Raw genomic sequence first — 26,771 nt, forward strand, 5'->3', positions numbered from 1 at the left:
GATCAACCCCAGGAGGTAGCCCTGACAGATCGCTGATGCGATGGTCGGCCGGTGGCTACTGAGAGGGACACAGCTTCTTACGATCACACCTGCGGCGAGTGCGGTAGGCCGTACAGGATCGGCTTCCGCAACGAAGGCGGCACCAAGGCGGCCCATTCCACTTCATGATCGTCACGATGAACTCGCAGCCCGATGACCGTATGCAGATCGTTGGCCACTGGCGTAGCGGCGACCCGCACGGATGCATCTGGGCTGTCGAGGCGAGGTCGGTCCAGACTGACCAGTCGTTCGGTTCTGAAGAACGCGAAAGGCCCCGCTCGCCCGGAATTGGGGGAGCGGGGCCTTCCGTTGGAGGTCAGCGGCGGTAGTCGCCGTAGGAGTTCCAGTCCTCCGGGCGCTTGTCCTTGTCCTCGTTGCTTCCGTACGAGTTGCCGTACGGGCTGCTCGGGTACGCCTGGGTGGCGTTGGGGTCGTCCGTCGGCTGGCTCGGGGTCGAGGACGAGCCCGAGTCGTAGCCGGAGGAGCCCGGTCCGTAGTAGCTCGAGTCGTTCCCGTACGAGGACGACGAGGAGGAGCCGCCGTAGGACGAGTAGCCGCCCGTGGACGAGGACCCGTACGAGTCCGACGACGAGCCCGAGTAGCCGGTGCCCAGCGGGTCGTCCGACGAGCTGTACGGGGACGAGTCGCCGCTCGAGGAGTAGCCCGACGACGAGCCGTAGCCGCTGTCGTAGGAGGACGACGACGAGCCGTACCCGCCCGTGCCGCTCGACGAGGACGAACCGGAGTAGCCCGTGCCGAGCGGGTCCGAGCCGTAGTCCGACGACGACCAGCCGCTGCCCGCCGAGGGTACGCCCCCGGCCGACGGCGACGAGCCGTACGACGACGACCCGTACGAGGACGAGGACGACGACGAGCCGGACCCGTACGACGTCGGGCGCTCGCCGGTGCCCAGCGGGTCGTTCAGGGGGTCGTTCAGCGGGTCGTAGCCCGCGGCCGGCGCCTCGTTCTCGGAGGGGGACGCCGAGCCGCGCTTGCGGTCCGACTGGATCTTGGCGAGCAGTTCGTCGACGCTCGGCAGCCGGGTTTCGTCCTCGCCGCCGGATGACGGGGCGGGGCCGGAGGCGGACGCCGCCGGCTGTACGGCCGTGGCCGGCGCCTGCGACGGGGCGGGCGGAGCCGGCGGCGCGGGCGGCTGCTGGGGCGCCGGGGGACGGTTGCCGCGCGCGCCGTAGCTCGGCCGCTCGCCGGTGTTCAGAGGGTCGGCGTAGCTCGGCCGCTCGCCGGTGTTCAGCGGGTCGTCGCCGTAGCCGTTGTTCTGCGGGGGCTCGGACCCGTACGGGGCGAAGCCGCCGCTCTGCTCGGCGGAGCCGTACGACGGGAGGGGGGCGTTCGGGTCGGTCTCGCTCGCGCGGCCCACCGGTGCGTCGAGCGGGTCCGCCGGGATGGCCGGCTGCGGGGCGGTCGGCGGCGCCGGGGTGTCGATCGGGCCGACCGGGTGCGACTCCATCGGGCCCTGCGGCAGCGGTCCGGGGCCGTGCTGCGGCGGTCCGGCGGGGCCGCCATGGCCACCCGGCGGCGGACCGAGCGGGTCGTTGCCGCGCGGCTCGACCGGCTGGTCGCCGTTCTGCCGCCAGGGGAACTTGGGCTTGTCGAAGGTGATGGTCGACCAGTACTCGTCGTCGTCCATCTCCTCGTTCGACCGGCCGGACGGCGCGGGCGCCGGGCCGGGGGCCGCGGGCAGCGAGGCGTGCGGGGGGGGAGGACCGGGGGGCGCGCCCGCGACCGGGCCGCCGGGACCGCCGGGGCCGGAGGGCCCTCCCATGGGAGCGGGTGGGAGCTGCTGAGGGCCACCGAGGGGCGTACCGGCGACACGCATGTCGCCGTACGGCTCACCGTACGGCTCCTCCTCGTAGTCGTACTCCTCTACGGGCTCACCGCGACGGCCGCGGGATCGTCCTCCACGGCGGCCGCGGGGCTGCTCGTCTTCGGACATCCAGTCGTCGTCGTCACCCGCCCGGCTCGCCCTCATGCCGAGTGCGACCAGCACCCCGACGAGAACGACAACCGCGACGAGTCCGAGGACAACGATCAGACCCCACATAGCACCACCCAACGCCATGGTCTAGCGGTCGACGCCGACGCGGAGACCGATTCTGTGATCACCGGCGTCCGGGCCCCCAGGGACCTAGACCGATTGTTGCCGACCGCTATGACCCTTGTCACACGGTTCGCGGACATCTACTCTCACACTACTTGCCGCAAATGGCCACTCGGGTCAGTGGCCATCAACTCATGCCCTCGGCCACGAAGATCTACCGTCTTCACGTCGGTGGACATCAGGCTCATGGTCCACCGAACCGCACGGTCATCCGGCCGCGGGCGACCGTACGCTGGGCGATCTCCGAGAGCACCTGGTTGAGCTTCGCGCCGTTCGGCAGCGGCACCTTGCCGCTCAGGGCGTACACCGTGAACCGGTAGCGGTGCAGCTCGCCCTTTGGCGGGCACGGCGGGGAGTACCCCGTCTGGCCCGCGGTGTTCACCGCCTGCTCGGCCCGGCGCGGCACGACGCCTTCGAGCAGTTCGTTCGCTGTCGCGTCGATGTTGAACAGGACCCAGTGGACGTACGCCCCGCTGGGCGCGTCCGGGTCGTCGAGCACCAGCGCCTGCGCGCCCACGCCGGTCGAGGCGACCGACCACCGCAGCGGAGGCGTCTTGCCCTGCCCGCCCTCGGTCTTGCAGGCGAACCGGACGGGAATCGGCGCGCCCTCGCGGAACGCCGGGCTGGACACGGTGATCGAGTCCGGCACGCTGCCGCGTACGATCTTGGTCTGCCCGACCAGGCCGCATCCACTGAGCGACAGCAGTCCGACGGCGGCCAGGCAGACCGGCCGCCAAAACGTGGTCATCATCGATCAATAGCTCCCGGGGGACGATCGTACGCCGCGCCCGGCCGGTGGCCTCGCATTCCGCGGTATCCGCGGGAGCGGTGCCGGATGCGGTCTCGCTCACACGAGGCGGCGGCGGGCGTCCGGCCCACCTTAGGGCCTCTCGCGCGAGCCCGCCGTACCTGCCCCACAAGCGGGCGGGCGCCGCGTTCAGCCGAGCAGGTCGCCGACGATCGCGCGGATCCGCGCGCGCTCGTCCTCGTCGAGGCCGCTCCAGAACTCCCGCTCGGAGTCGTACCAGATCCGGGTCACCGGCTCGCGCAGGGCGCGTCCGGCATCGGTCAGCCAGACGCGGACGAGGCGGGCGTCGGAGGGGTCGCGTTCGCGGCGTACGAGACCGGACCGTTCCAGGCCGCTCACGACCTTGGTGACCGCGGGCGCCGAGACGCCAGTGCGCGCGGCGAGGTCGGCGGACGTGACGCCGTCCTCACGCCAGAGCTGGGCCAGGTAGAACTCCTGCCCCAGGTGCAGCCCGTGCCGCTCCAGCCCTCCGGCGAGGACGGCCTTGTACCGTCCGAGCACCCGGATCAGCCGGTAGGACGGGCTGTCGAGCAGCGAACGTTCCACCTGATCAGCGTAACCATCGTCCCCGGTCGTGGCCGGGGAGGCGGCCCGAGGGACCTCGCGGCCGCCTGCAAGATGGAAACGATTATGGCGAGACACGGGAACTTATCGAGATATATCGTGGCTGCGGCCGCATGTGACAACCGTGGGAGGGAGGACGGCTCGTGCGGATCGGGCTGCTGGGCCCCCTCGAGGTGGCCGACACCGCCGGCCGGCCGGTCGAGGTCGGCGGCTCCCGCCTGCGCACCCTGCTCATCCTGCTGGCCCTCGACGCCGGCCGGGTGGTGACCGCGGAGCGGCTCGCCGACGGGGTCTGGGGCGACACCCCTCCCTCCGGCACGGCCAACGCGCTGCAGTCCCTGATCTCCCGCCTGCGGCGCGCGGTGCCCAGTCTGGTGATCGAGTCGCACCCCGCGGGCTACCGGCTGGTCCTCGACGGCGACGGCACCCTCGACGTCATCGAGTTCGACCGGCTCGCCGCACGCGGGCAGGACCTGCTGGCCGACGACCCGGCCGGGGCCGCCGACGCGTTCGCCGAGGCGCTGCGGCTCTGGCGCGGCCCGGCCCTCGCCGACGTCGCCGACGCCGACTTCGCCCGCGGGCACGTCTCCCGCCTCACCGAACGCCACCTGGGCGTGGTCGAGGACCACGTCGAGGCACGGCTGCGGCTCGGCCGCGCGGACGTCGCCGAGCTGGAGGCCCTCGTCACCGCTCACCCGCTCCGCGAGCGGCTGCGCGCGCAGTACATGCGCGCCCTGGGCGCCGCGGGACGGCAGGCCGACGCGCTGGCCACGTTCGAGGACGCGCGCCGCACGCTCGCCGAGGAGCTCGGCGTCGACCCGTCGGAGGAACTGCGGGAGGCGCACCTGGACGTGCTGCGCGGCGCGCCCACCGGGCCACGCCCGACGGCCCGCACCAACCTGCGCGCCCGGCTCACGAGCTTCGTCGGCCGCGAGAAGGAGCTCGACCGGGTCGGGCGGCTCCTGGAGGAGAACCGCCTCGTCACCCTGACCGGACCGGGCGGAGCCGGCAAGACCCGGCTCGCGGTCGAGTCCGCCGACCGGCTGGCCGACCGCATGCCGGGCGGTGTCTGGCTGGCCGAACTGGCCCCCGTCGGCGACGCGGGCGAGGTGCCGCAGGCCCTGCTCGCCGCGCTGGGCCTGCGCGAGCGCGCGCTGATCGGGAGCATGCGGGGTACGGCCCCGGCCTCGGCCGACCCGGTCGAGCGGCTCGTCGCCGCGCTGGCCGGCGAGCGGTTGCTGATCGTCCTGGACAACTGCGAGCACCTCATCGACGCGTGCGCCCGGCTCGCCGACCGCGTCCTGGCCGACTGTCCGGGGGTGCGCGTCCTCGCCACCAGCCGCGAGGCGCTCGGCATCACCGGCGAGACCCTCTGGCCGGTGCCGCCGCTGGCCTTTCCGGACGCCACCACCCGCGCCGCCGGCGACGTGCTCGACTACCCGGCCGTACGCCTCCTGGCCGAGCGGGGCGCGGCGGTGCGCCCCGGTTTCACCATCGACGCCGACCTCGACGCGGCCCTCGCCGTCTGCCGCCGCCTCGACGGCATGCCGCTGGCGATCGAGCTGGCGGCCGCGCGCCTGCGCACGATGACGATCGGGCAGATCGCCGGCCGCCTCGACGACCGGTTCCGGCTGCTCACCGGCGGCAGCCGTACGGCGCTACCGCGCCACCAGACCCTGCGCGCGGTGGTCGACTGGAGCTGGGACCTGCTGGACGAGCCCGAACAGGTGCTCCTGCGCCGGATGTCGGTCTTCGCCGGGGGCGCCACTCTGGAGAGCGTCGAGGAGGTCTGCGGCAACGACGTGTTCGACGCCCTCATCGGGCTGGTGGAGAAGTCGCTCGTCATCGTGGACGGCGCCGGCCGCTACCGGATGCTGGAGACCATCCGCGCCTACAGCGCCGGCCACCTGTCCCAGACCGGTGAGGCGCGGCGCGTACGGCGGGCGCACGCGCACCACTTCCTCGCACTCGCCGAGAGCGCCGAGCCCCTCCTCCGCACGCGCGATCAGGTGGAGTGGCTGCGGCGGCTCGACGCGGAGTACGACAACCTGCAGTCGGCGCTGCACTGGGCCATCGACGTCAGCGACACGGCGCTCGCGGTGCGTTACGTCGCCGCGCTCGGCTGGTACTGGCTCATGCGCGGCCGGCGGGCCGAGGGAGAACAGCTCGCCGCCGAGGCGGTCGCGCTGCCGGGCGAGGGACCGGCCCAGGCGCGGGCGCTCGCCTGCATGTACTGGACGCTCGGCGCCTTCGGCAGCCCCGGCCTCGACACCCCCGGCCGGGCCGCCCTGCGCGCACACCTCGAGGCGGCCCTGGAGGCGTCCCGCCACCTCGACCCCGACGGCCTGCACCCTGTACTCCGCGCCGCGCCGGTGGTCCTGCGGTTCTTCGACGGCCAAAGCGATGAAGCACTGGCCGGAATGGAGCCGTTGCTGACCGCGCCCGACCCGTGGCTGCGGGCGACCGGCCGCACGATGCGCGCGCACGGGCTGATCAATCTGGGGAAGGTGGGGGAGGTCGAGGCCGACTTCGGGGCCGCGCTGGAGGAGTTCCGCGTCATCGGCGAGCGCTGGGGGCAGTCGCTGGCGCTGGCCGGGCTCGCCGAGGTCGCGCTCTGGAGGGGCGAGACGGTGCGCGCCAAGGGCTACACCGAGGAGGCGCTCGGCCTCTCTCTCGAACTCGGGAGCCACGACGACGCGAGCTTCCTCCGCATCCGCCTCGCCCAGGCCTACAGCGCGGTCGGGGACGAAGAGGGAGCGCGGGCCGAGCTGGACACCGCCCTGCGCAGCGCCCGGCGCCGCAGCGCGCCCGAGGACCTCGCCATCGTCCGCTTCACGCTCGGGGAGTTCGCGCTCCGCGCGGGCGACCTGCCGGCCGCGCGCGAACACCTCGAAACCGCCGTCGACCACCACCGGGAGGGCGGACCGCCGCAGTTCGGTGCCATGATCAACTCGCTGCTCGGGCTCCTGCACACACTGGAGGGCGACACGGACGCCGGGTTCGCCCGGCACGCCGAGGCCCTCCGGCTGGCCATGGCGGGGTTCGACGCGCCGGTCACGGGGCTGGCCCTCGTCGGCTTCGCGGACCTGGCCGTCCGTACGGGCGAGCCGGAGCGCGCGGCGACGCTGCTCGGCGCCGCCGTCGCCGTACGGGGCACCGAGGACCGGTCGCTCGCCGACCCGCCGCGCATCGAGCGGGCCGCGCGGGAGGCGATCGGCGACGCGCGGTTCGACGCGGCGTACGCCCGGGGCCGGGCGATGAATCGCGAGTCCGCGTGCGCGTACGCGCACGCGGCCGGCTCCCGGGCGTGACGCCTCGTCCTCAGATGCGGCGGCGCAGGGCGCGCACCGCGAGCGGGGCGAAGACGACGGCGACGATGACGGCCGAGATGAGGCTCTGGGCCACCGGAGTCGCGACCGCGCCACCGTTGATCAGCCCGCGGGTGGCGTTCGCCAGGAAGGACACCGGGTTGACCTTGGCCCAGGCCTGCATCCAGCCCGGCATGGTGTGCACGTTCACGAACGCGCTGCTGGAGAAGCTCATCGGGAAGATCGTGGCGAAGCCGAAGATCTGCACCTTCTCCGGCGCGCTCACCAGGACGCCGATCAGCACCGAGACCCACGAGACCGCGAACGACATCACCACCAGGAGCAGCAGGGCGCCGGCCACCCCGGCGACGTCGGTCTTGACCCGGAAGCCGATGATGATGCCCACCGCCAGCAGCATGCCCATCGACCAGACCTGCTTGACCGTGTCCGCGGCGATCCGGCCCGCCAGCGGCGACATGCGCGAGATCGGCAGGGCGCGCAGCCGGTCGAAGACGCCCTTGGTGATGTCGGTGTTCAGGCCGACACCGGTGTTCAGGGTGGCGAACAGGGCGTTCTGGGCGATGATGCCGGGCAGCGCGTACTGCAGGTAGGCGGTCGGATGACCGCCGGCCATCTGGCCGCCGAAGACGTACGTGAACAGCAGCACGAACATGATCGGCTGGACGCTGAGGTCGATCAGTTCCATCGGGTTGTGCTTGATCTGCACGAGCGTGCGCCAGGCGAGGGTCAGCGTGTGCCGGACGGTCGCGAGCGGGCTGACGCGCGAGGACAGCGTGCGTGGGGCGGTGACGGTGGCGGCGCTCATGCCGGGCTCCCTTCGAGCTCGGGCTCGGGTTTCGGCTCCTCGGCGCGGTGGCCGGTCAGGGCGAGGAAGACCTCGTCGAGGCTGGACCGGCGCAGTGCCAGCTCGTCCACGAGCACGCCCGCGTCGTCGAGGTGACGGACGACCTTCGGCAGCACGCCGGGGTCGGAGACCGGCGCGGTGACCAGGTCGCCCTCGATCTGGATGTCCTGACCGACGACCATGCTGACCAGCCCGGCGACCGTCTCGCGGTCGCGCGTGTCGACCGGCCGTACCTGGAGCACCTGGCCGCCGACCTGGCTCTTCAGCTCGTCCGGTGTGCCGTGCGCGATGACCTTGCCACGGTCGATGACGGCGATCTCGTCGGCGAGCTGGTCGGCCTCTTCCAGGTACTGCGTGGTGAGCAGCACGGTCACGCCGTCGTCCACCAGCCCCCGCACGGTGTCCCACAGCCCGCCGCGCGCGTGCGGGTCGAGGCCGGTGGTCGGCTCGTCCAGGAACAGCACCGACGGCCGCCCGACGAGGCTGGCGGCCAGGTCGAGCCGGCGGCGCATGCCACCGGAGTAGGTCTTGGCCGCACGGTCGCGCGCGTCCCACAGCTCGAACCGTTCGAGCAGCTCGGCGGCGCGCGCCTTGGCCTCCCGGCGCGGCATCTCCAGCAGCCGTCCGATCATGACGAGGTTCTCGGTGCCGGTGAGCATCTCGTCGACGGACGCATACTGGCCGGTCAGCCCGATGAGCTGCCGGACCTGGTGCGCGTCGCGCACGACGTCGTACCCGTCGACCGTCGCCCGGCCCGCGTCGGGCCGGAGCAGGGTCGCCAGAATCCGCACCGCGGTCGTCTTGCCGGCCCCGTTCGGGCCGAGCACCCCCAGAACGCTGCCGGCCCGGGCGGCGAGGTCCACCCCGTCGAGGGCGACCGTGTCGCCGAAGTGCTTCACCAGGCCCTCGGCCTGGATCGCGTAAGTCATGGGCTCTCCCCGTGGAATGTGATGTCTCCTGCCATCACTGTCCACGGGGGGCCTGGCATCTCACGCACATTCGCCTGACATCCGCTGATACGTGCCTGACACGGCCGGTACTGCGAATCGGGTCAGGCGACGTCGCGGCGCATCGGCTTGACCATCGCGGCGGTGCTCGCCAGCACCGCGTATCCGAGCATGACCAGTGCCCCGGCCAGCGGAGGCAACAGGTGGACGGGGGAGCTGGACTGCTGCTCGGCCAGGGCGTCGGCCACGGCGGTGAAGTCGGTCAGCGCCGCGGTCGCGCCGCCGGGAAGCCACGGGTACAGCTCGCGGACACCTGGGATCATCAGGAGCAGCAGCTCCCCGCCGTACAGGTAACCGATCACCACGCAGAGCGCTGCGATCTGGTGGCGGATCAGCGCGCCCATGCCCACGCCGAGCACCGTGTAGGCGGCCATCGCGACACCGACGCGGGCCAGCAACTCGATGACGGTCCCGGCGGGCAGGCCCAGCCGGACGCCCCGGGCCGCGGCCGCGCCGAACAGCGCCACGGCGGCGGTGGCGGACAGGACGAGCCCGTAGACCATGCCGGCGACGCCGTAGGTGACGAGCTTGGCGGCCAGCACCCGCCAGCGGTCCGGCGCGAACAGGAACGTGCAATCAATGGTCCGGTGCCGGTACTCGGAGGTCACGGCCAGGGTGCCGATCGCGGCGGGGACGAAGGAGGTGAATCCGAGGAAGCCGAGAACGGTTCGCACACCGGCCTCGGTGTGAACCCCCGGCATCGGGGGCTGGAAGTTCTCCGGCCCGGCGAAGGCGAGCACGCCGACCAGGCCGCCGCCGAGGAGGGCGGCCACGAGCAGGGTCGTCGGCCACAACCGGGTCGCGAGCAGCCTGCGGAACTCCGCGTGCAGCAGGGGCTTCATGCGCACGTCCGGTCGCCGGTCAGATCGAGGAAGAGCTGTTCGAGGCTGGAGTGTTCGGAGGCCAGGCCGTGGACGCGCAGCCCGTGAGCGGCGGCCAGGTCGCCGACCTGGGCGGGATCGAGGCCGCGGACCCGCAGGTCCTGCGGGCCGGTGGCCTCGACCGGATGGGTACTGCGCCTCAGGAGCCGGCCCAGTTCGGCGGCGTCGGGACTGCGGACCAGCACGGCTCGTGCCGTACCGAGGAGCTCACGCAGGGGCCCGGCGGCGAGCAGCCGCCCCTTTCTGATGACCACCACCTCGTCGGCGACCTGCTGCACCTCGCTGAGGGCGTGGCTGGAGACCAGGACGACGCGGCCGTCGGCGGCCAGGTCGCGCAGGAGGGAGCGCAGCCAGGCCATGCCCTCCGGGTCCAGGCCATTGCCGGGTTCGTCCAGCAGCAGCACGCGAGGATCGCCCAGCAGGGCGGTGGCCAGGTTGAGCCGCTGCCGCATGCCGGTGGAGAAGCCCCCCGTCCTGCGCCGGGCGGATTCGGCCAGACCCAGCAGATCGAGCAGTTCCTCGACCCGGCGGTCCGGGTACCCGCCCATCGCGGCGTAGATTCTCAGGTGGTCTCTGGCCGAGTGGCGCGGGTGGAAAGAGGAGTCGAAGACCGCCCCCACCATGGTGGTCGGGTGCGGGATCTCCCGGTAGCGCCGCCCGCCGATCGTCACGCTGCCCGACGTGGGCACGACGTGCTCGATCATCATGCGCATCGTCGTCGTCTTCCCGGCGCCGTTCGGGCCGAGGAAGGCGGTGACCGTTCCCGGCCGGACGGCGAAGCTGAGGTCGTCGACGGCTGTGACCGTGCCGTACGTCTTGGTCAGGTTGCGCACCTCGATGTCGCTCATGCGGCCATGCCCCTGATGTCCTCGACGAGGCGGTCGGCGTCGGGGACCGAGACGACCACCTCGTCGAATTCGCTGCCAGAGCTCCCGCGATCCAGCAGGAGGTGCAACCCGGGCTGCCGGCGGTTGACCGCGACCAGTTGCTGTGGACCAAGGACGAGGCCCCACACGCCGACCTTGGTGATGCCCGACACGGTCAGTCCCCTTCTCGTTCCGCGGGGGACGCGCAGCGGATGGGCCGTGGCGGCCGCCCGCCGTACCGCCGTCAGCGGGACGGTGTGCCGGGCGCGCCCGGCGAAGAACCGCTCCCACGGACCGAACTCGATGGTGATCAGGCCCTTGGTGATCCGTACCGTCGCCACGTGTCAGCCTTTCGTCAGGGGAAGGAGGATCGTCGCCAGCAACCGCGGCGTCCGGCCCTCTCCCGGCTCGATCGCGAGGAGGGGCCGCACCAGCTCGGCGAACCCCTGTGCGAAGCGGGCGAACTCCTCGTCATCCAGATGCAGCACCAGTTGCTGGTAGCCGACACCGTCGGCCACCAGGTCGATGTGCTCCCCGTGCTCCCCGGCGAGGTAGCGCGAGAATTCCGACAGCAGACTGCTGACGAACGCGGTGAAGAACCGCGCGTGATCCTCAGGGGAGGCCGCGGCCAGCGCATCCGCGGTGGGAGTCACCCCGCCTTCCGGCAGTGTGTACACACGCTCGGTCGCGCCGCCGACCTTGCGTTCCTCCACGACGACCAGCAGCCCCGCCTTGGCCAGCGTGGCGATCTGCCGGTACAGCGTGGCCTGCGGAACGTCGGGCAGCAGACCCGTCAGATCGGATGCCGTACGGCGACTGCCCGCCGTCGCGCTCAGGATCCGGATGCGCACGGGATGAAGTGCCAGCTCAGCCCAGCGCTCTGCCGAAGTGCTCACAGGGGAGACGTTATCACTATCGATAATGAGAATGATACGAGAGCGCACACCGGCCCGCCCCCGTGCGTCGCGTCACGGGCGGACCGGTGCCGTGAGGATCGGTTTCGTTACTCGGGGCGGCGGGCGCCGAACATGATCTCGTCCCAGGACGGAACCGACGCCCGCTTGCCGCGGGCCTTCTTGCGTGCCGGACGCTTCTCCTGTGCGGGCGGAGGCGTGGCCTTGCCACCCGCGGCGGCCGCCGCGGCCGGCTGTTCGGTCTCCGCCGCCGGGGCCTCGGCGGGCTTCGGCTGTTTCGGCGGCGCCGGCTTCGGCGGCGTGGGTTTCGGCTGGACGGGTCCCCGCGCGGCGGGCTTCTGCGGCGCGGCCTTCGGCTCGGCCGGCTTGGGCACCGGCTTGCGTACGGCCGGCTCGCGCTTGGCGGCCGGGCGTGCGGGTTCGGCCGGCGCCGGTGCGGGCTCCTCGGCGGGCGGTGCCTGCGGCGCGGCGGCGGCGCTCTCACGCGGCTCGGCGGGGCCCGTCTCACGCGGACGCGGCGGTGCCGCCTCCTGCGCCGGGGCTTCCTCCTGCGGCTTCGCGGGTGCTGTTTCGCGAGCGGTCTCGCGCTGGGTCTCCTGCGGCGACGGCGGCACCGTCTCACGCGGTGCCGTGTCCTCGCGCGCCGGGGCGGCCTCGCGCTGCGACGGCGCGCGGGACAGGCCGGTCTCGCGCGGCTCCTCCGGCTCCGGGCGCGGCACCTCCGGCCGCGGCGCCTCCGGTCGCGGGATCGCCTGGCGCGGCACCTCGCGTACGAACGCGGGCTCCTCCACCGGCGGTGGTTCCTCCCGCGGCGCGGGGGCCGAGGCGGGGGGCGCCTCGCGTACGGGTTCGGTGACGACCTTCATCGCGCGCCGGGGGACGAACGGGGTGACGATGTCGTCCACCGGGTCGTCCAGCTCGAGCGAGGACAGCCGCGCGGCCTCCTCGTTGACCGCGGAGATGTGCCGGCGACGCGGGTCGTAGGCCCACTCCGCGGCGTACGGGCGGCCGTCGTAGGAGAACGACAGCCGGACACGCCAGGTGGAGTCCTCGCACTTGCGGGAGTCCCACTCGACCTCTTCCAGGTCGATGCCCCGCTTACCGAGGCGCTCCTCGACGATCTCACCGAGCGCCGGCGCGGGCGCGGACTCGCCTTGGCGGCGGATCGTCACGCGCTGGGCCTGCTGCGCCATGTACTCGCGTTCTTGCAGGACCGGTCCCTCGAACCAGCGGACACGCTCCACCGGGATACCGGCCGTCTCGGCGATCTCCTCCGCGGTCTCTCCAGCGCGGATGCGAGCCTGGATCTCCTTGGGACGCAAGGGACTCTCCACTTCGATCTCGTACTGGCCGAGGCGGGAGAAGTGCCCACGGACCGCGGCGCGAAGCCGGTCGTCGACGGGCAGCGTGAACCGGGTGCCTCGGCCCGCGGTGGCCAGGACGAGGTACGAACCGTCCTCGCTGACCGCGACGAGGCGCAGCTCCTGCATGCGTGTCCTTTCGTGCCCTGTCCAACGTGGCTCGGGGCGCATGCGTGCCCTTCCCCCGGTTCCTTGAGTCTCTCGTCAGGACGCACCTGCCCGCCAGCACCGTACCCGGCATGTCCGAACATCGCCGTCCTAGCGACGTGATCCTGTCAAGTTCCCGCAGCGTCGTCCCAGCTTGCCTGTTCACCCGGGTGCGAGGTGGAGGGGTTGACGATTCTTGTGCATCCTTTTCCAGGCGATGTCGTTCGATGCCGTCGCGGGGGTGCCCCTGCCGCTCACTTACCGAAGATACGAGTCGTATATGCGTTAGCAAACCGCCTCTCGGGGTCGAACCTGTCGCGGAGCGCCAGAAAGTCCCCGAAACGCGGGTAGACGCCCTCAAGATACGCCGCGTCGCGAGTGTGCAGCTTCCCCCAGTGCGGACGGCCGCCGAGAGCGGCCAGCACATCCTCCACGTCGCGGAAGTACTCCTCGTGCTCGGACGAGTGGAACACGTGGAAGGCCAGGAACGCGCTGTCGCGCCCGTACGCCATCGACAGCCAGGGGTTCTCCGGCGGTAGCAGGCGTACCTCGATGGGGAACCCGATGCGCCGGCCGCTGCGCTCGATCACCGACCGTACCTCGCGCAACGCGTCGGCGAGCTCCTCGCGCGGGATCGCGTACTCCTGCTCCTTGAAGCGCACGCGCCGCGGGCTCGTGAAGACCCGGTCGGAGCGGTCGCGGTACGTGCGGGCGCCCAGGGCGCGAGCCGAGACTCGGTTGATCGCCGGGATCGTGCCGGGGAACCGCGACCCGATCCGGTTGGCGAACCCGAACACGGAGTTCGACAGGAATTCATCGTCCAGCCAGTGCCGGAACGCCGACAGGGGCTTCGCCGGCCCGGCCACCCGGTTGTTGCGCTTGGTGAGACACCCGTCGGTGTGCGGGAACCAGTAGAACTCGAAGTGATCGTTGGCGGCGGCCAGGTCGTCGAGGCCCTCCAGCACCGCGTCCCAGCGCATGGGCTCCTCGCGCGCCTCCAGGACGAACGCGGGAACGGTGTGCCAGGTGATCGCCGTCACGACGCCGAGCGCCCCGAGCCCGGCGCGGGCGGCGTCGAACAGCTCCGCCCGCTCGTCCCGGGAGCAGGTCACGGTCGTGCCATCGGCCAGCACGAGTTCGAGCCCGGCGACCTGCGAGACCAGCCCGGCCGCCTCCCGGCCGGTGCCGTGCGTCGCGGTCTGGATCGCCCCCGCCAGGGTCTGCTCCTGAATGTCACCCATGTTCGCCAGCGCGAGCCCGTGAGCGGCGAGATGCTCGTTGAACGCGTGGAGCGTCATGCCGGCCTCCGCGGTCACCAGACCGGCGTCGGCGTCCACGGAACGCAGCGCGGTCAGCCCCTCCGGGCGCAGCAGCACACCCTCGGTGACGGCGGCGCCGGTGAAGGAGTGACCGGTGCCCACCATGCGAACGGTCAGACCGTCGTCGGCCGCGGCCGTGACCGCGGCGGCGACCTCCTCGGCGGACCGCGGCGCGACAATGCGTCGGGGAGTGGCGCGCTGGTTACCGGTCCAGTTCCGCCACACAGGGCTGGGGGAGGACATAATCCGAGATTTACTCACGTTATCCGGGTCGTCGGCAAGCCTGTCGAGTGCGGTTTCCGCGCGGAGCGGTTCTGTGCGGAGCGGTCCCCGCGGGGGTAGTCGGCGTGCCAGGCGGTCCCCGCCCGAGATGGTCCCCGCCCGAGATGGTCCCCGCCCGAGATGGTCCCCGCCCGAGATGGTCCCCGCCCGAGATGGTCCCCGTCCGAGATGGTCCCCGTCCGAGATGGTCCCCGTCCGAGATGGTCCCCGTCCGAGATGGTCCCCGTCCGAGATGGTCCCCGTCCGAGATGGTCCCCGTCCGAGATGGTCCCCGTCCGAGATGGTCCCCGTCCGAGATGGTCCCCGCCCGCCACGGGGGCTCCAGCCCACTTCCATTGTCAAGTGTCGCGGTCCTCTGGCGGAAGGCCCGCAGGGCCCGCTGTGGATAACACCCGGGGGTCTGGCCGGGACCGGCCGAATTGTGGGTAACTAGCGTCCGGGCAGATTCGTTGGGATGGTCGATGAGACGTTTCGCACGCAGACACTTGGCGCTTCGGGGGCTCCCGGCCGCGGTCGCGGCCATCGCCGTGGCGGCGACCGGCACCGTCGCCGGCGGCGCGGCGTACGTCGTGACCTCCCAGCCCAAAACCGGCCAGTCCGAAACCGGCCGGGCCACGCCGGGACGCACGCCCGCGGCGGCGGCGCGTCCCACCACCGTCGTGCCCGCGTCCGAGCAGCCGTCCGCGCTCAAGCACGTCGTCCCGCCGGACTTCCTCATCATCTCCGGGCAGCCCGTGAGCAAGCGGCAGTTGGCCAAGGTGTCCAAGCTCGCGCACGTACGCGACGTCATCACCGTCGACGCCGGCGCGATACGTCTGCAGGGCGGCCAGGCCAACATGTTCGCCGTCGACCCGGCTCGTTTCCGTGCCTGGACACCGCTCGACACCGCCACCGACGACGCGCTGTGGACCGCGCTGGGCCGTGACCAGTTCGTCGTCTCCGACGACGTGCAGCGGCAGCTCGGGCTCCGCTCCGGCATGCAGTACGCGATCCAGGGCCGCACCCAGCTCATGGCGACGATGGGCGGGGCCGGGTCGCTCGGCCTGCCCGGCATCAACGTGCTCGTCGGGCGGACGGCCGGGCGCAGGATCGGCCTGGTTCCCGACATCGGGTTGCTCGTCAACGCGCCCGGTGCCGACCTCGACACGCTGCAGTCCGGGTTGCGGCGTGCGGTCGGCGCGCAGAGTCAGATCATCAACCTGCACGAGAAGCAGTACCAGCCGAAGGCGAGCAAGAAGAGCGGCCGCCCGACCAGCTACCTGCAGCTGTACCAGCAGGCCGCGGGCACCTGTCCGGGCCTGTCGTGGACCGTGCTCGCGGCAATCGGCCAGATCGAGAGTGACCACGGGCGCAACGTCGGGCCCTCCAGCGCCGGAGCGCTCGGGCCCATGCAGTTCATGCCGGCCACCTGGCGCTCGTACGGCGTGGACGGCGACGGTGACGGCAAGGCCGACATCATGGACCCCTTCGACGCCGTGCCCGCGGCCGCCAAGTACCTGTGCGCGAGCGGCGCCGGGCGCGGCTCGCTGTCCAAGGCGATCTGGGCCTACAACCACTCGCAGGCGTATGTGAACGCGGTCCTGTCCCTCGCCCACTCCTACGCGCGTCGTTTCTCGTGAGCCCCGGAGCGGGTACGCGCGCGCGGCTGGTTTGATGGAGACATGGCCTACGACGCGTTGCTCCTGCTGTCCTTCGGCGGTCCCGAGGGGCCGGACGAGGTGATGCCGTTCCTGGAGAACGTCACGCGTGGCCGTGGCGTGCCGCGCGCGCGGCTGGAGGCCGTGGCCGAGCACTACCACCACTTCGGCGGCGTCAGCCCGATCAACCAGCAGTGCCGTGACCTGAAGGCCGCGATCGAGGCCGACCTCACCGGCCATGGGCTCGACGTGCCGGTCTACTGGGGCAACCGCAACTGGCGGCCGTTCCTCGCCGACACGCTGCGCGAGATGAAGGCCGACGGCGTACGGCGGGCGGCCGCGTTCGTCACCTCCGCCTACAGCGGTTACTCCTGCTGCCGGCAGTACCTGGAGGACATCGAGCGGGCCCGGGCCGAGGTCGAGGGCGCGCCCGAGATCGACAAGCTGCGGATCTACTTCAACCACCCCGGCTTCGTCGAGCCGGTGATCGAGAACGCCCGCGCCGCGTACGAGCGGATCCCCGAGGACCTGCGCGACGAGGTGTCCCTGGTCTTCACCGCCCACAGCGTCCCGATGGCCCAGCCCGGCCGGGCGGCCTACGTCGAGGAGCTGAACGACGTGTCCGCCCTCGTCGCGGCCTCGGTCGCGGCCGACCGGCCGTGGGCGTTGGTGTACCAGAGCCGCAGCGGGCCGCCCACCGTGCCCTGGCTCGAACCCGACGTCGGCGACCACCTGGAGAAGCTCCGCGCCGGCGGCACGCGCGCCGCGGTGATCGTGCCCATCGGCTTCGTCTCCGACCACATGGAGGTCAAGTTCGACCTCGACGTCGAGGCCGCCGAGCTGGCCGAGCGCATCGGGCTGCGGATCGAGCGGGCCGCCACCGCCGGCACCCATCCGCGGTTCGTCGCGATGGTCCGCGAGCTCCTCCTCGAACGCGACGGCGCCGAACGCCCGGCGCTTGGGACGCTGGGACCCCGTCCGGACACCTGCGCCGAGACCTGCTGCCGCAGGCCGGCGTGACCACGCGGACGAACACGTACCACGGGCCATCAGGGGGAGACGTGCACGACCTGCTCGAACTCGCGATCACCACGGCCGGCGCCGCGGGCACCATGCTCATCGACAAGCGCCCGGCCGACCTCCGCGTCGCGCACACCAAGTCGAGTCCGACCGACGTGGTCACCGAGATGGACCAGGCGGCCGAGCGGCTCATCATCGACCGGATCCGCGCCTCACGTCCCGCCGACGCCTTCCTCGGCGAGGAGGGCGGCGCCAAGGACGGCGCCAGCGGCGTGCGCTGGATCATCGATCCGATCGACGGCACCGTCAACTACCTGTACGGCCTGCCCGACTGGGCGGTGAGCATCGCGGCCGAGGTCGACGGCGAGGTCGTGGCCGGGGTCGTCGCCGTACCGACGCGCGGCGAGCTCTACACCGCGGCGCGTGGTGAGGGCGCCTACCTCGTCCGCCGCGACGGCTCGACCGAGAAGCTCCAGTGCAACGCGGGCGTGCCGCTGGAACGCGCGCTCATCGCGACCGGCTTCGGCTACTCCGCGCAGCGTCGCGCCCACCAGGCCGAGGTGATGCTCGGCGTGCTGCCACGCGTACGCGACATCCGGCGGGCCGGCTCGGCCGCCGTCGACTTGTGCTCGGTGGCCGCCGGGCGCGTCGACGGCTACTTCGAACGCGGCCCGCACGAGTGGGACATCGCCGCCGGCGGGCTGATCGTACGGGAGGCGGGCGGCGCCATCGGCGGCCTGAACGGCCGGCCCGCGAGCGTGGAGCTGACCCTCTCGGCCGGGCCCGGCCTGTACGAGGCACTGCACGACCTGCTCGTCCCGCTGGCGCCCGAGCGCGACTGAGCCGGGCGCGGACCACGACGAGAGCGGCCCCGCGATCACGCGGGGCCGCTCCTGTTCGTCGATCAGTACGCCCGACGGCGTCCCTTCACTGCGGGACCGTCGTTGGATGACCGTTCGCCGTGACTGTCTCCGTCTCGCCCTTCGCGGTGCCTCAGGCGCAGCGCGGAACGTCGATGCCGTGGCTGGCGGCGGTGCGGTGAAGATCGTCGATCTCGGCGCGCTGGGCCTCGACCAGAAGATCGTCGCCGGTGTCGTGGGCCGCTCGTAGCGACTCGTACGCGTCGTTCAGACGCTGGTGGATCGTCGTCGACAACTCGCCCACACGGTCTCCCTTCAAAAAAGAGGTGAAGAGCGGTCTACCCACGTCGCGGTCGCCGCTAAACCTGCGAATACCCTGGGCATGCTTATCGGACACTTACGCCGGGTGTGACATAACAGATACCGCCGCCTCCAGCGCGCGGCTGTCCAAGGGGGTGGATACAGGTGAGAGTCCTGGTCGTCGAGGACGAACGCGTGCTCGCGGACACCATCGCCACCGGGCTGAGGCGTGAGGCGATGGCCGTGGACGTCGCGTACGACGGCGCCGCCGCGCTGGAGCGGACCAGTGTCAACGACTACGACGTGGTCGTGCTCGACCGCGACCTGCCGCGGGTGCACGGCGACGAGGTGTGCCGGCGCCTCGTGGCCGACGGCGCCAGCGCGCGCGTGCTCATGCTCACCGCCGCCGGGGAGCTCGACGACAAGGTCGAGGGGCTCACCATCGGCGCCGACGACTACCTGGCGAAGCCGTTCGCGTTCGCGGAGCTGATCGCCCGCATCCGCGCCCTCGGCCGCCGCTCCGCGCCGCCGCTGCCGCCCGTGCTCGAACGCGCGGACGTACGCCTCGATCCGGCGCGTCGCGTGGTCACCCGCGGGGGGCGGCCGATCGACCTGACGCCCAAGGAGTTCGCCGTCCTGGAGGTGCTGATGCGCGGGCAGGGGAGCGTGGTCAGCGCCGAGCACCTGCTGGAGAAGGCCTGGGACGAGAACATCGATCCGTTCACCAATGTCGTACGGGTGACGATGATGACGCTTCGCAAGAAACTCGGTGACCCGCAGGTCATCGAGACCGTGCCCGGCGCGGGGTACCGCCTTTGAGCCCCTCGCCGAACGCCGTGACCCGCCGGATGACGGTGCGTCTCCGGCTGACGTTGCTCTACGGCGGCCTGTTCTTCGCCGCTGGGTTCCTGCTGCTGACGGTCGCGTACGTGCTGGTGACCAACATCCTGGAAGGGCTGCCGATCGAGGTCCGCACCAACGACCCGTTCGGCATCTCCCAGCAGGAACAGCAGGCGATCCGGCAGAGCTTCATCGACAACGCCCAGCACCGGCTCATCACGCAGTCCGCGTTCGCGCTGATCGGCGTGGGGCTCATCGCGCTGGCACTCGGCTGGTTCGTGGCGGACCGGGCGCTCGCCCCGCTGCAGCAGGTCACCGCGACCGCGCGCAAGCTGTCCGAGAGCACCCTGCACGAGCGCATCGCCCTGGAGGGCCCCGAAGACGAGATCAAGGAGCTGGCCGACACCTTCGACGCGATGCTGGAGCGCCTCAACGAGGCGTTCGACGCGCAACGCCGCTTCGTCGGCAACGCCTCCCACGAGCTGCGCACCCCGCTGGCGATCAACCGCACCCTGCTCGAGGTGGCGCTCACCGACCCGGAGGCCTCCGACGACCTGCGCACCGTGGGCCGTACGCTGCTCGCCAACAACGCGCGGCACGAGCGGCTGATCGAGGGTCTGCTCCTGCTGGCCCGCAGCGAGCGGGAGCTGACCACGCGCACCGCCGTCGACCTGAGCGACGTCGCCACGATGGTGCTGAAGACGGCCGTGCGCGAGGACCGGCCGGACGTCGAGATCATCACCGAGCTCACCTCCGGGCCCACCGTGGGAGACCCGGTCCTGCTCGAGCACCTCGTCTCGAACCTGATCGACAACGCGGTCCGCTACAACGCCGACGACGGCATGGTCGTCGTCCGCACCGGCGTGCTCGACGGCTGGGCCACCTGCCAGGTGGAGAACACCGGCCCGGTGGTGCCCGCGTACGAGGTGCAGAACCTCTTCGAGCCGTTCCGCCGCCTCAACACCGACCGGATCGAGTCGTCCAAGGGCGCCGGCCTGGGCCTGTCGATCGTCCGCTCGGTGGCCACCGCGCACGGCGGCACGGTGGTGGCGACGCCGCGCGAGGGTGGCGGCCTGATCGTGACCGTACGCCTGCCCAAGGCCTGAGGGCGTTCTCGGGTTTCAGGGCCCGTGACCGCGTGACGCCCCCCGAGTGGCACCACGCGGTCACGGGAGTACGGGGGTCAGCCGGTGTAGGCGGCGAAGATCTTCGAGAACTCGTACGGCTGCTGAGAGATGTTCGTGCACTGGTAGAGCGCGCCGTTGCAGGCGTTACGGTCCCGGGTCTCCTCCCAGAACCCCAGCGTGCCGACGTGGTGCTGTTTGGCGAAGGACACGAGCTGCCGCGCGTCGTTCTGGTCGAAGACGCTGCCGTCGTCGTTCTTGCCGAGCATCGGCGTGACCCCGACCATCGCCCAGATCTGCGCGTCGGACTTCCCGGTGAAGATCGCCTTGAGCTGGTCGTGCGTGGCCTGGGCGGCCTGCGTCGCCGCGTCGCCGTCGTCGGTGCCGCTGCGGTAGTAGTCCATCGCCATGACGTTCACGGCGTCGGGACCGGCTCCGGCGTTCTTGGCCGAGGTCACGAGGTTGAGGCCATCGGCGGTGAGCCCCTCGGGAAGCACCGGCAGGGTGAGGGAGATCTTCAGGTTCGGGTGGGTCTGCTTGAGCCGCGCCAGCGCCTGCGAGCGCCGGGAGATCGACGCGGGGTCGGCCGTGGCGGCGCCCTCGATGTCGAAGTCGGCGTACTTCGCGCCGTACGCGTCCACGACCGCGGCGTACTCGGTGTAGAGCGAGTCGACGCTGGAACAGGCCTGGGCGAGCTCGATCCCGGACGCGCCGCCGAAGGAGATCCGCACGTCACCGCCGGCCGAGCGGAGCGCGGCGATCTCGTCCTTCTGCCAGGCCGTACGCGGATCATAGGCGTTGAACCAGCTGGCCTTGCAGCCCGCCCCGGTCACGAAGCCGAGGGTGAACCCCTTGATCCCGGACGCCTGCGACATCTGGCTGAGGGAGGGCGTGGGCCAGGAGCCCATGTCGACGTAGGGGGAGACGTACGGCCAGTTGGCCGTGGCGGCGGAGGCGGACGGAGCGACGGCGAGACCGGCCAGCAGCCCGGCGGGAAGGGCGATCGCGGCGAGCCTGGCGACGACGCCCTTGCCGAAGGCCGCACGGGGACGGGGCCTGCGCGAGAGCGCGAACCGGGTGACGGCGGACGAGGTTGTGGTGGAGGGGGTGGCGGCGGACGAGGTGGCGGCGGACTTGGCGAACAGGCGTCTCACGTCACACTCCTGGCGGGGAGAGGGATGGACGGGCCCCCGAGAAAGCTATTAGGAAGCTTTCCTATTGGTTCCTATCGCGCCTTGACCGAGTGAGTCAAGCCGAACGCCCAGTGGGCGGCGGCCCCGCGGCCTGGCCGCGCGCCGGGTTCGCTCCCGCGCCGGCGGCAGTGAGGCGGCACCGGGTCACAGTGGCGATCGGGGATCGTGGCGGCCGAAGCACCGCAGCGGAACCCGGCCCGGCCGGGGATCGGGATGAAGGGAATCAGTGTTCGGTGAGCGCGCCGCCGCACGCATGCGCCGGGCGGCGCCGCCCGCTCGGTCGCGGCGGTGCCCTGCCTGCCGGACGATCCGTCGCTGCGGGTGTCGGGCCATTGCGAGGCCTGCGGGGAAGTCCATCAGACGGCCGGTGCCGACCGCCGTCGACGGTGATGCGTTCGACCACACGATCAGCGCCTACACCCCACCATGGCCACCCCGACCACCAGAGCCCACGCCTGAAAACTTCGCCGAAGCCCTCCCCGGGGCGGGCGGGGCATGTCCGGGGCACCGGCGGCGACCAAAGGGCCCCGTCTTGTTTCAGAGGCTTGTTCAGGGGTGGTACGGGCCGTGTCCGGGGCAGATCTCGTTGGGGCGGGCGTCTGCACCGGAGGCCGGGGATCGGCGGACGAACGCGGCTACCGCAGCACGTACCCCGGCTCGCAGGGGGCGTGGCTACCGCGGGTCGTGGGCCCCGGAGGCCGGCTACTTGCGGGCCGTGGTCGTCAGGTTCGGGTAGCCGATCGAGTCCATTGTCATGCCCACGAACGCCTTCGTGTTGGCCACTCGGTACTGCGTGTGGGAGTACAGCGGGATCAGGGCCATGTCGTCCAGGGCGATCTTCTCCGCTGCCTGGAGCTGCTTCGCCCGCTGGCCCGCGTCGGCCGTGGAGCGGGCGGCCTTCATCGCGTTGTCGAAGGCCGGGCTGGTGTAGCGCGCGTAATTGCTACCGCCCACCGACCCGTCGTCGCGGCGCTGGATCGAGTCGCTCGACAGCAGCGAGTACAGGAAGTTCTCCGCCGACGGGTAGTCGGCGACCCACGAGAACGGGTACAGGTCCTCGGCCTTGGCGCTCGCCTCGTCCTGGTAGAACTTCTTGATCGCGAGTTTCCGCAGCTTGACCTTCCAGCCCAGTTCCGACTCCAGCTGCTGCCGCACCAGCTCGGCGAGCTGGGTGTAGGAGCTGCTGTCGCCGAGGGTCAGCGTCACCGACGAGCCGGGGCCCAGGCCCGCCTGCTCAGCCAGGGTCTTGGCCTTCCCCGGGTCGTGGACGCACGCCGTGCAGCCGTTGGTCAGCGCGCCCGGGATGGCCGGCGGCACCATCGAGGTCGCGACCGGATAGATCCCCTGGTAGGCGGTGGCGACGATCGCCTGGCGGTCCAGTGCGTACGACACCGCCTGGCGTGCCTCCTTGGACTTCATCGCGCCCTTGTCGCCGATCGGCAGCAGGAACGTCATGCCGCCGATCGCGCCCTTGACCAGTTCACCGTCGGAGGAGTGGCGGGCGACGGCGGCCGGGATGGACGCCGACTGCAGTTCCGCCCAGTCGTACTGGCCGGCGTCGAAGCCGCTCAGCGCCGCGCTGAGGTCGGAGACGAAGGTGGCGTCGACCCGGTCGAGCCTGGGCTTGGTGAACGCGTACGCGTCGTTCCGTACGAGGGTGAGACGCGCGCCGGGCGTGTAGCCGCTGATCTTGAAGGGACCGTTCCCGACCGGCATCCGGTTGTAGCCGTCGTTGGACGCGTCGCCGGCCGCCGACGGCATCGGGGCGAAGACCGGGGCCGCGACCCGCTTCTCGAAGTCGCAGTCCGGCTTGGTCAGCGTCACCTGGAGCGAGTTCCCGCTCGCCGTGACGCCCGACATCGTCTGTGCCTTGCCCGAGAGCACGTCGTCGTAGCCCTGGACGTCGTCCATCAGGTAGCCCTCGCCGCCGGTCTTGTTGCGGGCGGTGCGGTTCCAGCTCCGGGCGAAGGCGGCGGCGTCGACGGGCTCGCCGTTGCTGAACGTCGTGCCGGCGCGGACGGTGAACCGCCACTGCTCGCACGTCGGATCGGCGGTGACCTGGGTGGCGAGCGCTCGGGCGGTCGAGCCGTCCGGCCTGATCCGGCTCAGCCCGGTGTAGAGGTTCTCCACCACGAAGAAGTCGGCCGTGGTGATGGCGTTCGACGGGTCGATGTACTCCGGCGCCGCCAGCGCCATTCGGAACGTTCCGCCGGCCTTCCCGGCCGTCGTGGGCGTGGGGTTCGGCCGGTGACCGCCGTCGGCGAGCTGGACCGCCGCGAACGTGCCGGCCGCCGCGAGCAGGACCAGCGCGGCGGCCGCGCCGGCCAGTACTCCGGGCCGGGTCCGGCGGCGCGGGCCGCCCCCAGGGTCGGGATGACTCCCGGACGGACGATCAGCGGGCTGCGTGTCGGCGTTCTGCCCGTACGGCGGTGGCGTGTTGACCCCCGATCCGTACGGCGGCGGGGTGTTCGGACCCGGCCCGTACGGCGGCGGCGTGTTCGGGCCCGGCCCGTACGGCGGCGGGGTGTTGGCGCCCGGTCCGTACGGCGGCGGCGTGTCCCGGCCGGGCGGGTACCCGCCGGGCTGGTACGCGGCGTACGGCCCGGCCGGCGGTGTCCACGGCGGCGGGTCGGTGTTCTGGGCCGCGACCTGCGCGCCCTGGTTGAGGACCTCGGTGGCGGGCGCCGGGTGGGCGCCCGGGAGCGAGACGCCGTCGTTGCTGAGCAGCCGGAGCAGCACCTGCTGGGCGGTCGGCCGCCGCCGCGGGTCCTTGGCCAGGCACGATGCCACGACCTCGCGCAGCGGGCCCATGAGCATGCCGAGCGCCGGCTCCTGGTGGACGATCCGGTTCATCACGGCCGGAATGGAGTCCTGGCCGAACGGGGGGCTGCCCGTCGCGGCGTACACGATCGTGCCGGCCCAGGCGAACACGTCGGTGGGCGGCCCGGCGACCTCGCCGGCGATCTGCTCGGGCGACATGTACGACGGCGTGCCCACGGTCGTGCTCGTCAGCGTGCCGCCGGCGTCCAGGGCGCGCGCGATGCCGAAGTCGATCACTCGCGGGCCGTCCTCCGCGAGCAGGACGTTCGTCGGCTTGAAGTCGCGGTGGACCACGCCGGCCTCGTGGATGGCCGCGAGCGCGGTCGCCGTGCCGATCGCCAGCCGCTGCAGCACGCCGCCCGTCCGCGGGCCGTGCTCGTCCACGACCTCGCGCAGCGACGGGCCCTCGATGTACTCGCTCACCAGGTACGGGGTGTCGCCCTCGACGTCGGAGTCGATGATGCGCGCCGTGCAGAAAGGCGCGACCCGCTTGGCGTTGGCCAGTTCCGCGGCGAACCTGGCCCGCGCCTTCACATCGCCGCTGAACTGCGCGTGCAGGAGCTTGACGGCCACCTGCTCGCCGTCCGGGTCCTCCGCGAGGTAGACGGTCCCCTGACCGCCCTCTCCGATCCGCCCGGTCAGGCGGTAGGAGCCGAGCCGCTCAGGGTCGTTCACCCGGAGAGGAGCGATCTCCGGCATGGGCGTCCCTCCCGCGGGTCACTGCTTGGTGAGCGTCCCGTTCGCGAACGAGGTTCCGAGTTCGGTCTTGCTGATCTGCCAGTTCATGGAGGAGCCGTTCAGCGTCATCGTCACGTATGAGGACGTCGGGCAGGTGCCGCCGGACTGGTTGAACAGGGTCTGGCTGAAGACGACCTTGGTGTCGGTCGAGCTGTCGGGCTCCTCGAACATCGAACCGGAGCAGTTGCCGTAGTCGGCCTTGCCGATCCGCGAGTCGGAGTTCAGCGTGATCGTGATGTTGAACGGCCGCTTGTCCGCGCCGGAGTCGGTGTTGGTCCCGGTGCCCTTCCACGTGCCGACGTACGTGTCGGGCACGCCGTAGTGCGACGGGCTGTAGGTCGGCAGGGTGGACAGGTCGTGCTTGGTCTTGGACAGGAAGCCGGCGGCGAGCGCGATCGGCAGGCCCACCACGAGCAGCAGGAACACCACGCAGCCGATGCCGATGAAGATCGGGACGTTCTTGTTCTTGCGCTGTGGCGGCGGGGGTGTGAACTGCGGCGGCATCGGCCGCTGCTGCTGCTGCCACGGCGGCGGAGTCTGCGGCCCCGGCATCATCATCGGCGGGTTCGGCGTCGCCGGCCCCGGCATCATCGGGGGCGGCGTGTTCACCATCGGCGGTGGCGGTGGCGTGTGGATGATCGGCGGCGGAGGCGGCAGCTCGGCCGCGACCTGGGTGCCCTTGTCCAGCAGGTCCGCGCGGTCGGCCGAGGGACCGGGCGTCGCGCCGACCTGACCGAGGAGGCGCAGCAGGAGCTGGTGCGCGGCCGGCCTGCGCCGGGGGTTCTTGTCCAGCGCCGCGCCGACCAGCTCGCGCATGGTGCCGGTGAGGCGGGAGAGGTCCGGCTCCTCGTTGAGGATCCGGTTGATGATCACCGGCAGGGTCTCGGCCTCGAACGGCGAGTGGCCGGTCGCGGCGAACATCATGGTGGCGCCCCAGGCGAAGATGTCCACGGCGGCCGTCAGAGGCTCGCCCGTGAGCTGCTCGGGCGCGAGGTAACCGGGCGTCCCGACCACCATTCCGGTGGCGGTGACGGAGCTCTGCTGGGAGTTGACCGAGCGTGCGATGCCGAAGTCCACGACCCGGGGGCCGTCGGAGGCGAGGAGCACGTTGTTGGGCTTGAAGTCGCGGTGGACGATGCCGGCCTCGTGGATCGCGGCGAGCGCGGTCGCGGTGCCGATCGCGAGGCGTTCGAGGGCGGCGCCGCGGAAGGCACCCTCCTGCAGGACCACGTCGTACAGGGGAGGGCCGTCGATGAACTCGCTGATGATGTACGGCGGCCGGCCGTCGAGATTGGAGTCCAGGACCTGGGCGGTACAGAAGGGTGACACCTTCTGCGCCGATTCGACCTCGCGAGCGAACCTCGTACGGGCAGACGAGTCGGCGTTCATCTGCTCGTGCAGAAGCTTGATCGCGACATGGTCACCGGAGGGCGACCGGCCGAGATAGACGGCCCCCTGGCCACCCGCTCCGAGCCTTCCGACGACTTGGTACTGCCCCAGCGAGGTCGGATCGCCCGGCTCCAGGGGAGCGGCATCCGGCATGTGTGACCCCCTCCAACAACCCTTATTCTTTGCACCCGCCAGGTCTATCCCGGCGGGAACGATATCGCGTTACCTGTGACGCACGTCGTGCTTATCCGGTTCATGGTTGTGAGGAGGTGACTTGTCGCCCGCCTGCTGCTGTGATGTCGGACACATCGGACATCCCCGGCGCGGGTGCGGGAAGACGCCGTGTGACGCGACGTGGCTTGCGTGTAGC

21 protein-coding genes are annotated in these 26,771 nt (G+C 71.7%); 6 read left to right on the top strand and 15 right to left on the bottom strand.

The features are described from left to right. Nucleotides 1-355: 355 nt before the first annotated feature. The 3 genes from QSK37_RS31635 to QSK37_RS31645 all read right to left on the bottom strand — a co-directional run bounded on the left by QSK37_RS31635 (nt 356) and on the right by QSK37_RS31645 (nt 3,512). Nucleotides 356-2,101 (bottom strand): hypothetical protein, encoded by a 1,746-nt coding sequence (locus QSK37_RS31635; RefSeq protein ID WP_285628557.1) that lies wholly within the window; start codon nt 2,099-2,101, stop codon nt 356-358. 241 nt (nt 2,102-2,342) lie between these two features. Continuing rightward, a complete protein-coding gene (locus tag QSK37_RS31640) occupies nt 2,343-2,906 on the bottom strand; it encodes a YbhB/YbcL family Raf kinase inhibitor-like protein (RefSeq protein ID WP_285628559.1) in 564 nt (187 codons plus the stop codon). A 189-nt stretch (nt 2,907-3,095) separates the two neighbouring features. Continuing rightward, a complete protein-coding gene (locus tag QSK37_RS31645) occupies nt 3,096-3,512 on the bottom strand; it encodes a MarR family winged helix-turn-helix transcriptional regulator (protein WP_285581612.1) in 417 nt (138 codons plus the stop codon). 161 nt (nt 3,513-3,673) lie between these two features. On the opposite strand from QSK37_RS31645, the gene QSK37_RS31650 reads away from it, so the two are divergent. Next, on the top strand, nt 3,674-6,841 hold the full coding sequence (locus QSK37_RS31650; RefSeq protein ID WP_285628562.1) for an AfsR/SARP family transcriptional regulator: 3,168 nt from the start codon (nt 3,674-3,676) through the stop codon (nt 6,839-6,841). Nucleotides 6,842-6,851: 10 nt separating this feature from the next. Here the strand turns inward: QSK37_RS31650 and QSK37_RS31655 are convergent, their stop codons facing one another. The 8 genes from QSK37_RS31655 to QSK37_RS31690 form a co-directional block, all read right to left on the bottom strand. After that, entirely contained in the window at nt 6,852-7,664 is an 813-nt protein-coding gene (locus tag QSK37_RS31655; RefSeq protein ID WP_285628564.1) for an ABC transporter permease, read from the bottom strand. Next, nucleotides 7,661-8,632: an ATP-binding cassette domain-containing protein gene (locus QSK37_RS31660; protein ID WP_285628567.1), complete on the bottom strand. Its 972-nt coding sequence runs from the start codon at nt 8,630-8,632 to the stop codon at nt 7,661-7,663. Before QSK37_RS31660 ends, QSK37_RS31655 begins: the two co-directional genes overlap by 4 nt. Before the next feature lie 122 nt (nt 8,633-8,754). Continuing rightward, nucleotides 8,755-9,552 carry an ABC transporter permease gene (locus tag QSK37_RS31665; RefSeq protein WP_285628570.1) on the bottom strand — a complete coding sequence of 266 codons (798 nt, stop codon included), beginning with the start codon at nt 9,550-9,552 and terminating at the stop codon, nt 8,755-8,757. After that, nucleotides 9,549-10,439, bottom strand: coding sequence for an ABC transporter ATP-binding protein (locus QSK37_RS31670; RefSeq protein WP_285628573.1), 891 nt, complete (start codon nt 10,437-10,439; stop codon nt 9,549-9,551). The genes QSK37_RS31665 and QSK37_RS31670 overlap by 4 nt, the downstream gene beginning before the upstream one ends. Then, nucleotides 10,436-10,798, bottom strand: a complete 363-nt coding sequence (locus tag QSK37_RS31675; RefSeq protein WP_285628576.1) for a hypothetical protein — start codon at nt 10,796-10,798, stop codon at nt 10,436-10,438. The genes QSK37_RS31670 and QSK37_RS31675 overlap by 4 nt, the downstream gene beginning before the upstream one ends. Nucleotides 10,799-10,801: 3 nt before the next feature. Further along, entirely contained in the window at nt 10,802-11,353 is a 552-nt protein-coding gene (locus QSK37_RS31680; protein ID WP_285628579.1) for a helix-turn-helix domain-containing protein, read from the bottom strand. Between the two features lie 107 nt (nt 11,354-11,460). Beyond that, complete coding sequence (gene sepH, locus QSK37_RS31685) at nt 11,461-12,861, bottom strand: septation protein SepH (protein ID WP_285628582.1); 1,401 nt, start codon at nt 12,859-12,861, stop codon at nt 11,461-11,463. 272 nt (nt 12,862-13,133) lie between these two features. Next, nucleotides 13,134-14,441, bottom strand: a complete 1,308-nt coding sequence (locus tag QSK37_RS31690; protein ID WP_285628585.1) for a D-arabinono-1,4-lactone oxidase — start codon at nt 14,439-14,441, stop codon at nt 13,134-13,136. A gap of 500 nt (nt 14,442-14,941) precedes the next feature. On the opposite strand from QSK37_RS31690, the gene QSK37_RS31695 reads away from it, so the two are divergent. The 3 genes from QSK37_RS31695 to QSK37_RS31705 are packed head-to-tail and all read left to right on the top strand — an operon-like array spanning nt 14,942 to nt 17,979. Further along, nucleotides 14,942-16,099 (top strand): lytic transglycosylase domain-containing protein, encoded by a 1,158-nt coding sequence (locus tag QSK37_RS31695; protein WP_285628588.1) that lies wholly within the window; start codon nt 14,942-14,944, stop codon nt 16,097-16,099. Between the two features lie 42 nt (nt 16,100-16,141). Next, nucleotides 16,142-17,137 carry a ferrochelatase gene (locus tag QSK37_RS31700; RefSeq protein WP_285628590.1) on the top strand — a complete coding sequence of 332 codons (996 nt, stop codon included), beginning with the start codon at nt 16,142-16,144 and terminating at the stop codon, nt 17,135-17,137. A gap of 41 nt (nt 17,138-17,178) precedes the next feature. Then, nucleotides 17,179-17,979 (top strand): inositol monophosphatase family protein, encoded by an 801-nt coding sequence (locus QSK37_RS31705; RefSeq protein WP_285628592.1) that lies wholly within the window; start codon nt 17,179-17,181, stop codon nt 17,977-17,979. Nucleotides 17,980-18,130: 151 nt separating this feature from the next. Here the strand turns inward: QSK37_RS31705 and QSK37_RS31710 are convergent, their stop codons facing one another. Further along, a complete protein-coding gene (locus QSK37_RS31710; RefSeq protein WP_285581632.1) occupies nt 18,131-18,301 on the bottom strand; it encodes a hypothetical protein in 171 nt (56 codons plus the stop codon). A 161-nt stretch (nt 18,302-18,462) separates the two neighbouring features. Between QSK37_RS31710 and QSK37_RS31715 the strand changes: the two genes are divergently transcribed. Continuing rightward, nucleotides 18,463-19,116: a response regulator transcription factor gene (locus QSK37_RS31715; protein WP_285628594.1), complete on the top strand. Its 654-nt coding sequence runs from the start codon at nt 18,463-18,465 to the stop codon at nt 19,114-19,116. A 29-nt stretch (nt 19,117-19,145) separates the two neighbouring features. After that, complete coding sequence (locus QSK37_RS31720; protein WP_285628596.1) at nt 19,146-20,243, top strand: sensor histidine kinase; 1,098 nt, start codon at nt 19,146-19,148, stop codon at nt 20,241-20,243. A gap of 77 nt (nt 20,244-20,320) precedes the next feature. Here the strand turns inward: QSK37_RS31720 and QSK37_RS31725 are convergent, their stop codons facing one another. The 3 genes from QSK37_RS31725 to QSK37_RS31735 form a co-directional block, all read right to left on the bottom strand. Then, nucleotides 20,321-21,415, bottom strand: coding sequence for a chitinase (locus tag QSK37_RS31725; RefSeq protein ID WP_285628599.1), 1,095 nt, complete (start codon nt 21,413-21,415; stop codon nt 20,321-20,323). Between the two features lie 741 nt (nt 21,416-22,156). Further along, a complete protein-coding gene (locus QSK37_RS31730; protein ID WP_285628602.1) occupies nt 22,157-24,973 on the bottom strand; it encodes an ABC transporter substrate-binding protein in 2,817 nt (938 codons plus the stop codon). An 18-nt stretch (nt 24,974-24,991) separates the two neighbouring features. Continuing rightward, nucleotides 24,992-26,554, bottom strand: coding sequence for a serine/threonine protein kinase (locus tag QSK37_RS31735; protein WP_285628605.1), 1,563 nt, complete (start codon nt 26,552-26,554; stop codon nt 24,992-24,994). Nucleotides 26,555-26,771 lie beyond the last annotated feature (217 nt).

The sequence above is a fragment of the Actinoallomurus iriomotensis genome (assembly GCF_030269445.1).
Taxonomy (GTDB): domain Bacteria; phylum Actinomycetota; class Actinomycetes; order Streptosporangiales; family Streptosporangiaceae; genus Actinoallomurus; species Actinoallomurus iriomotensis.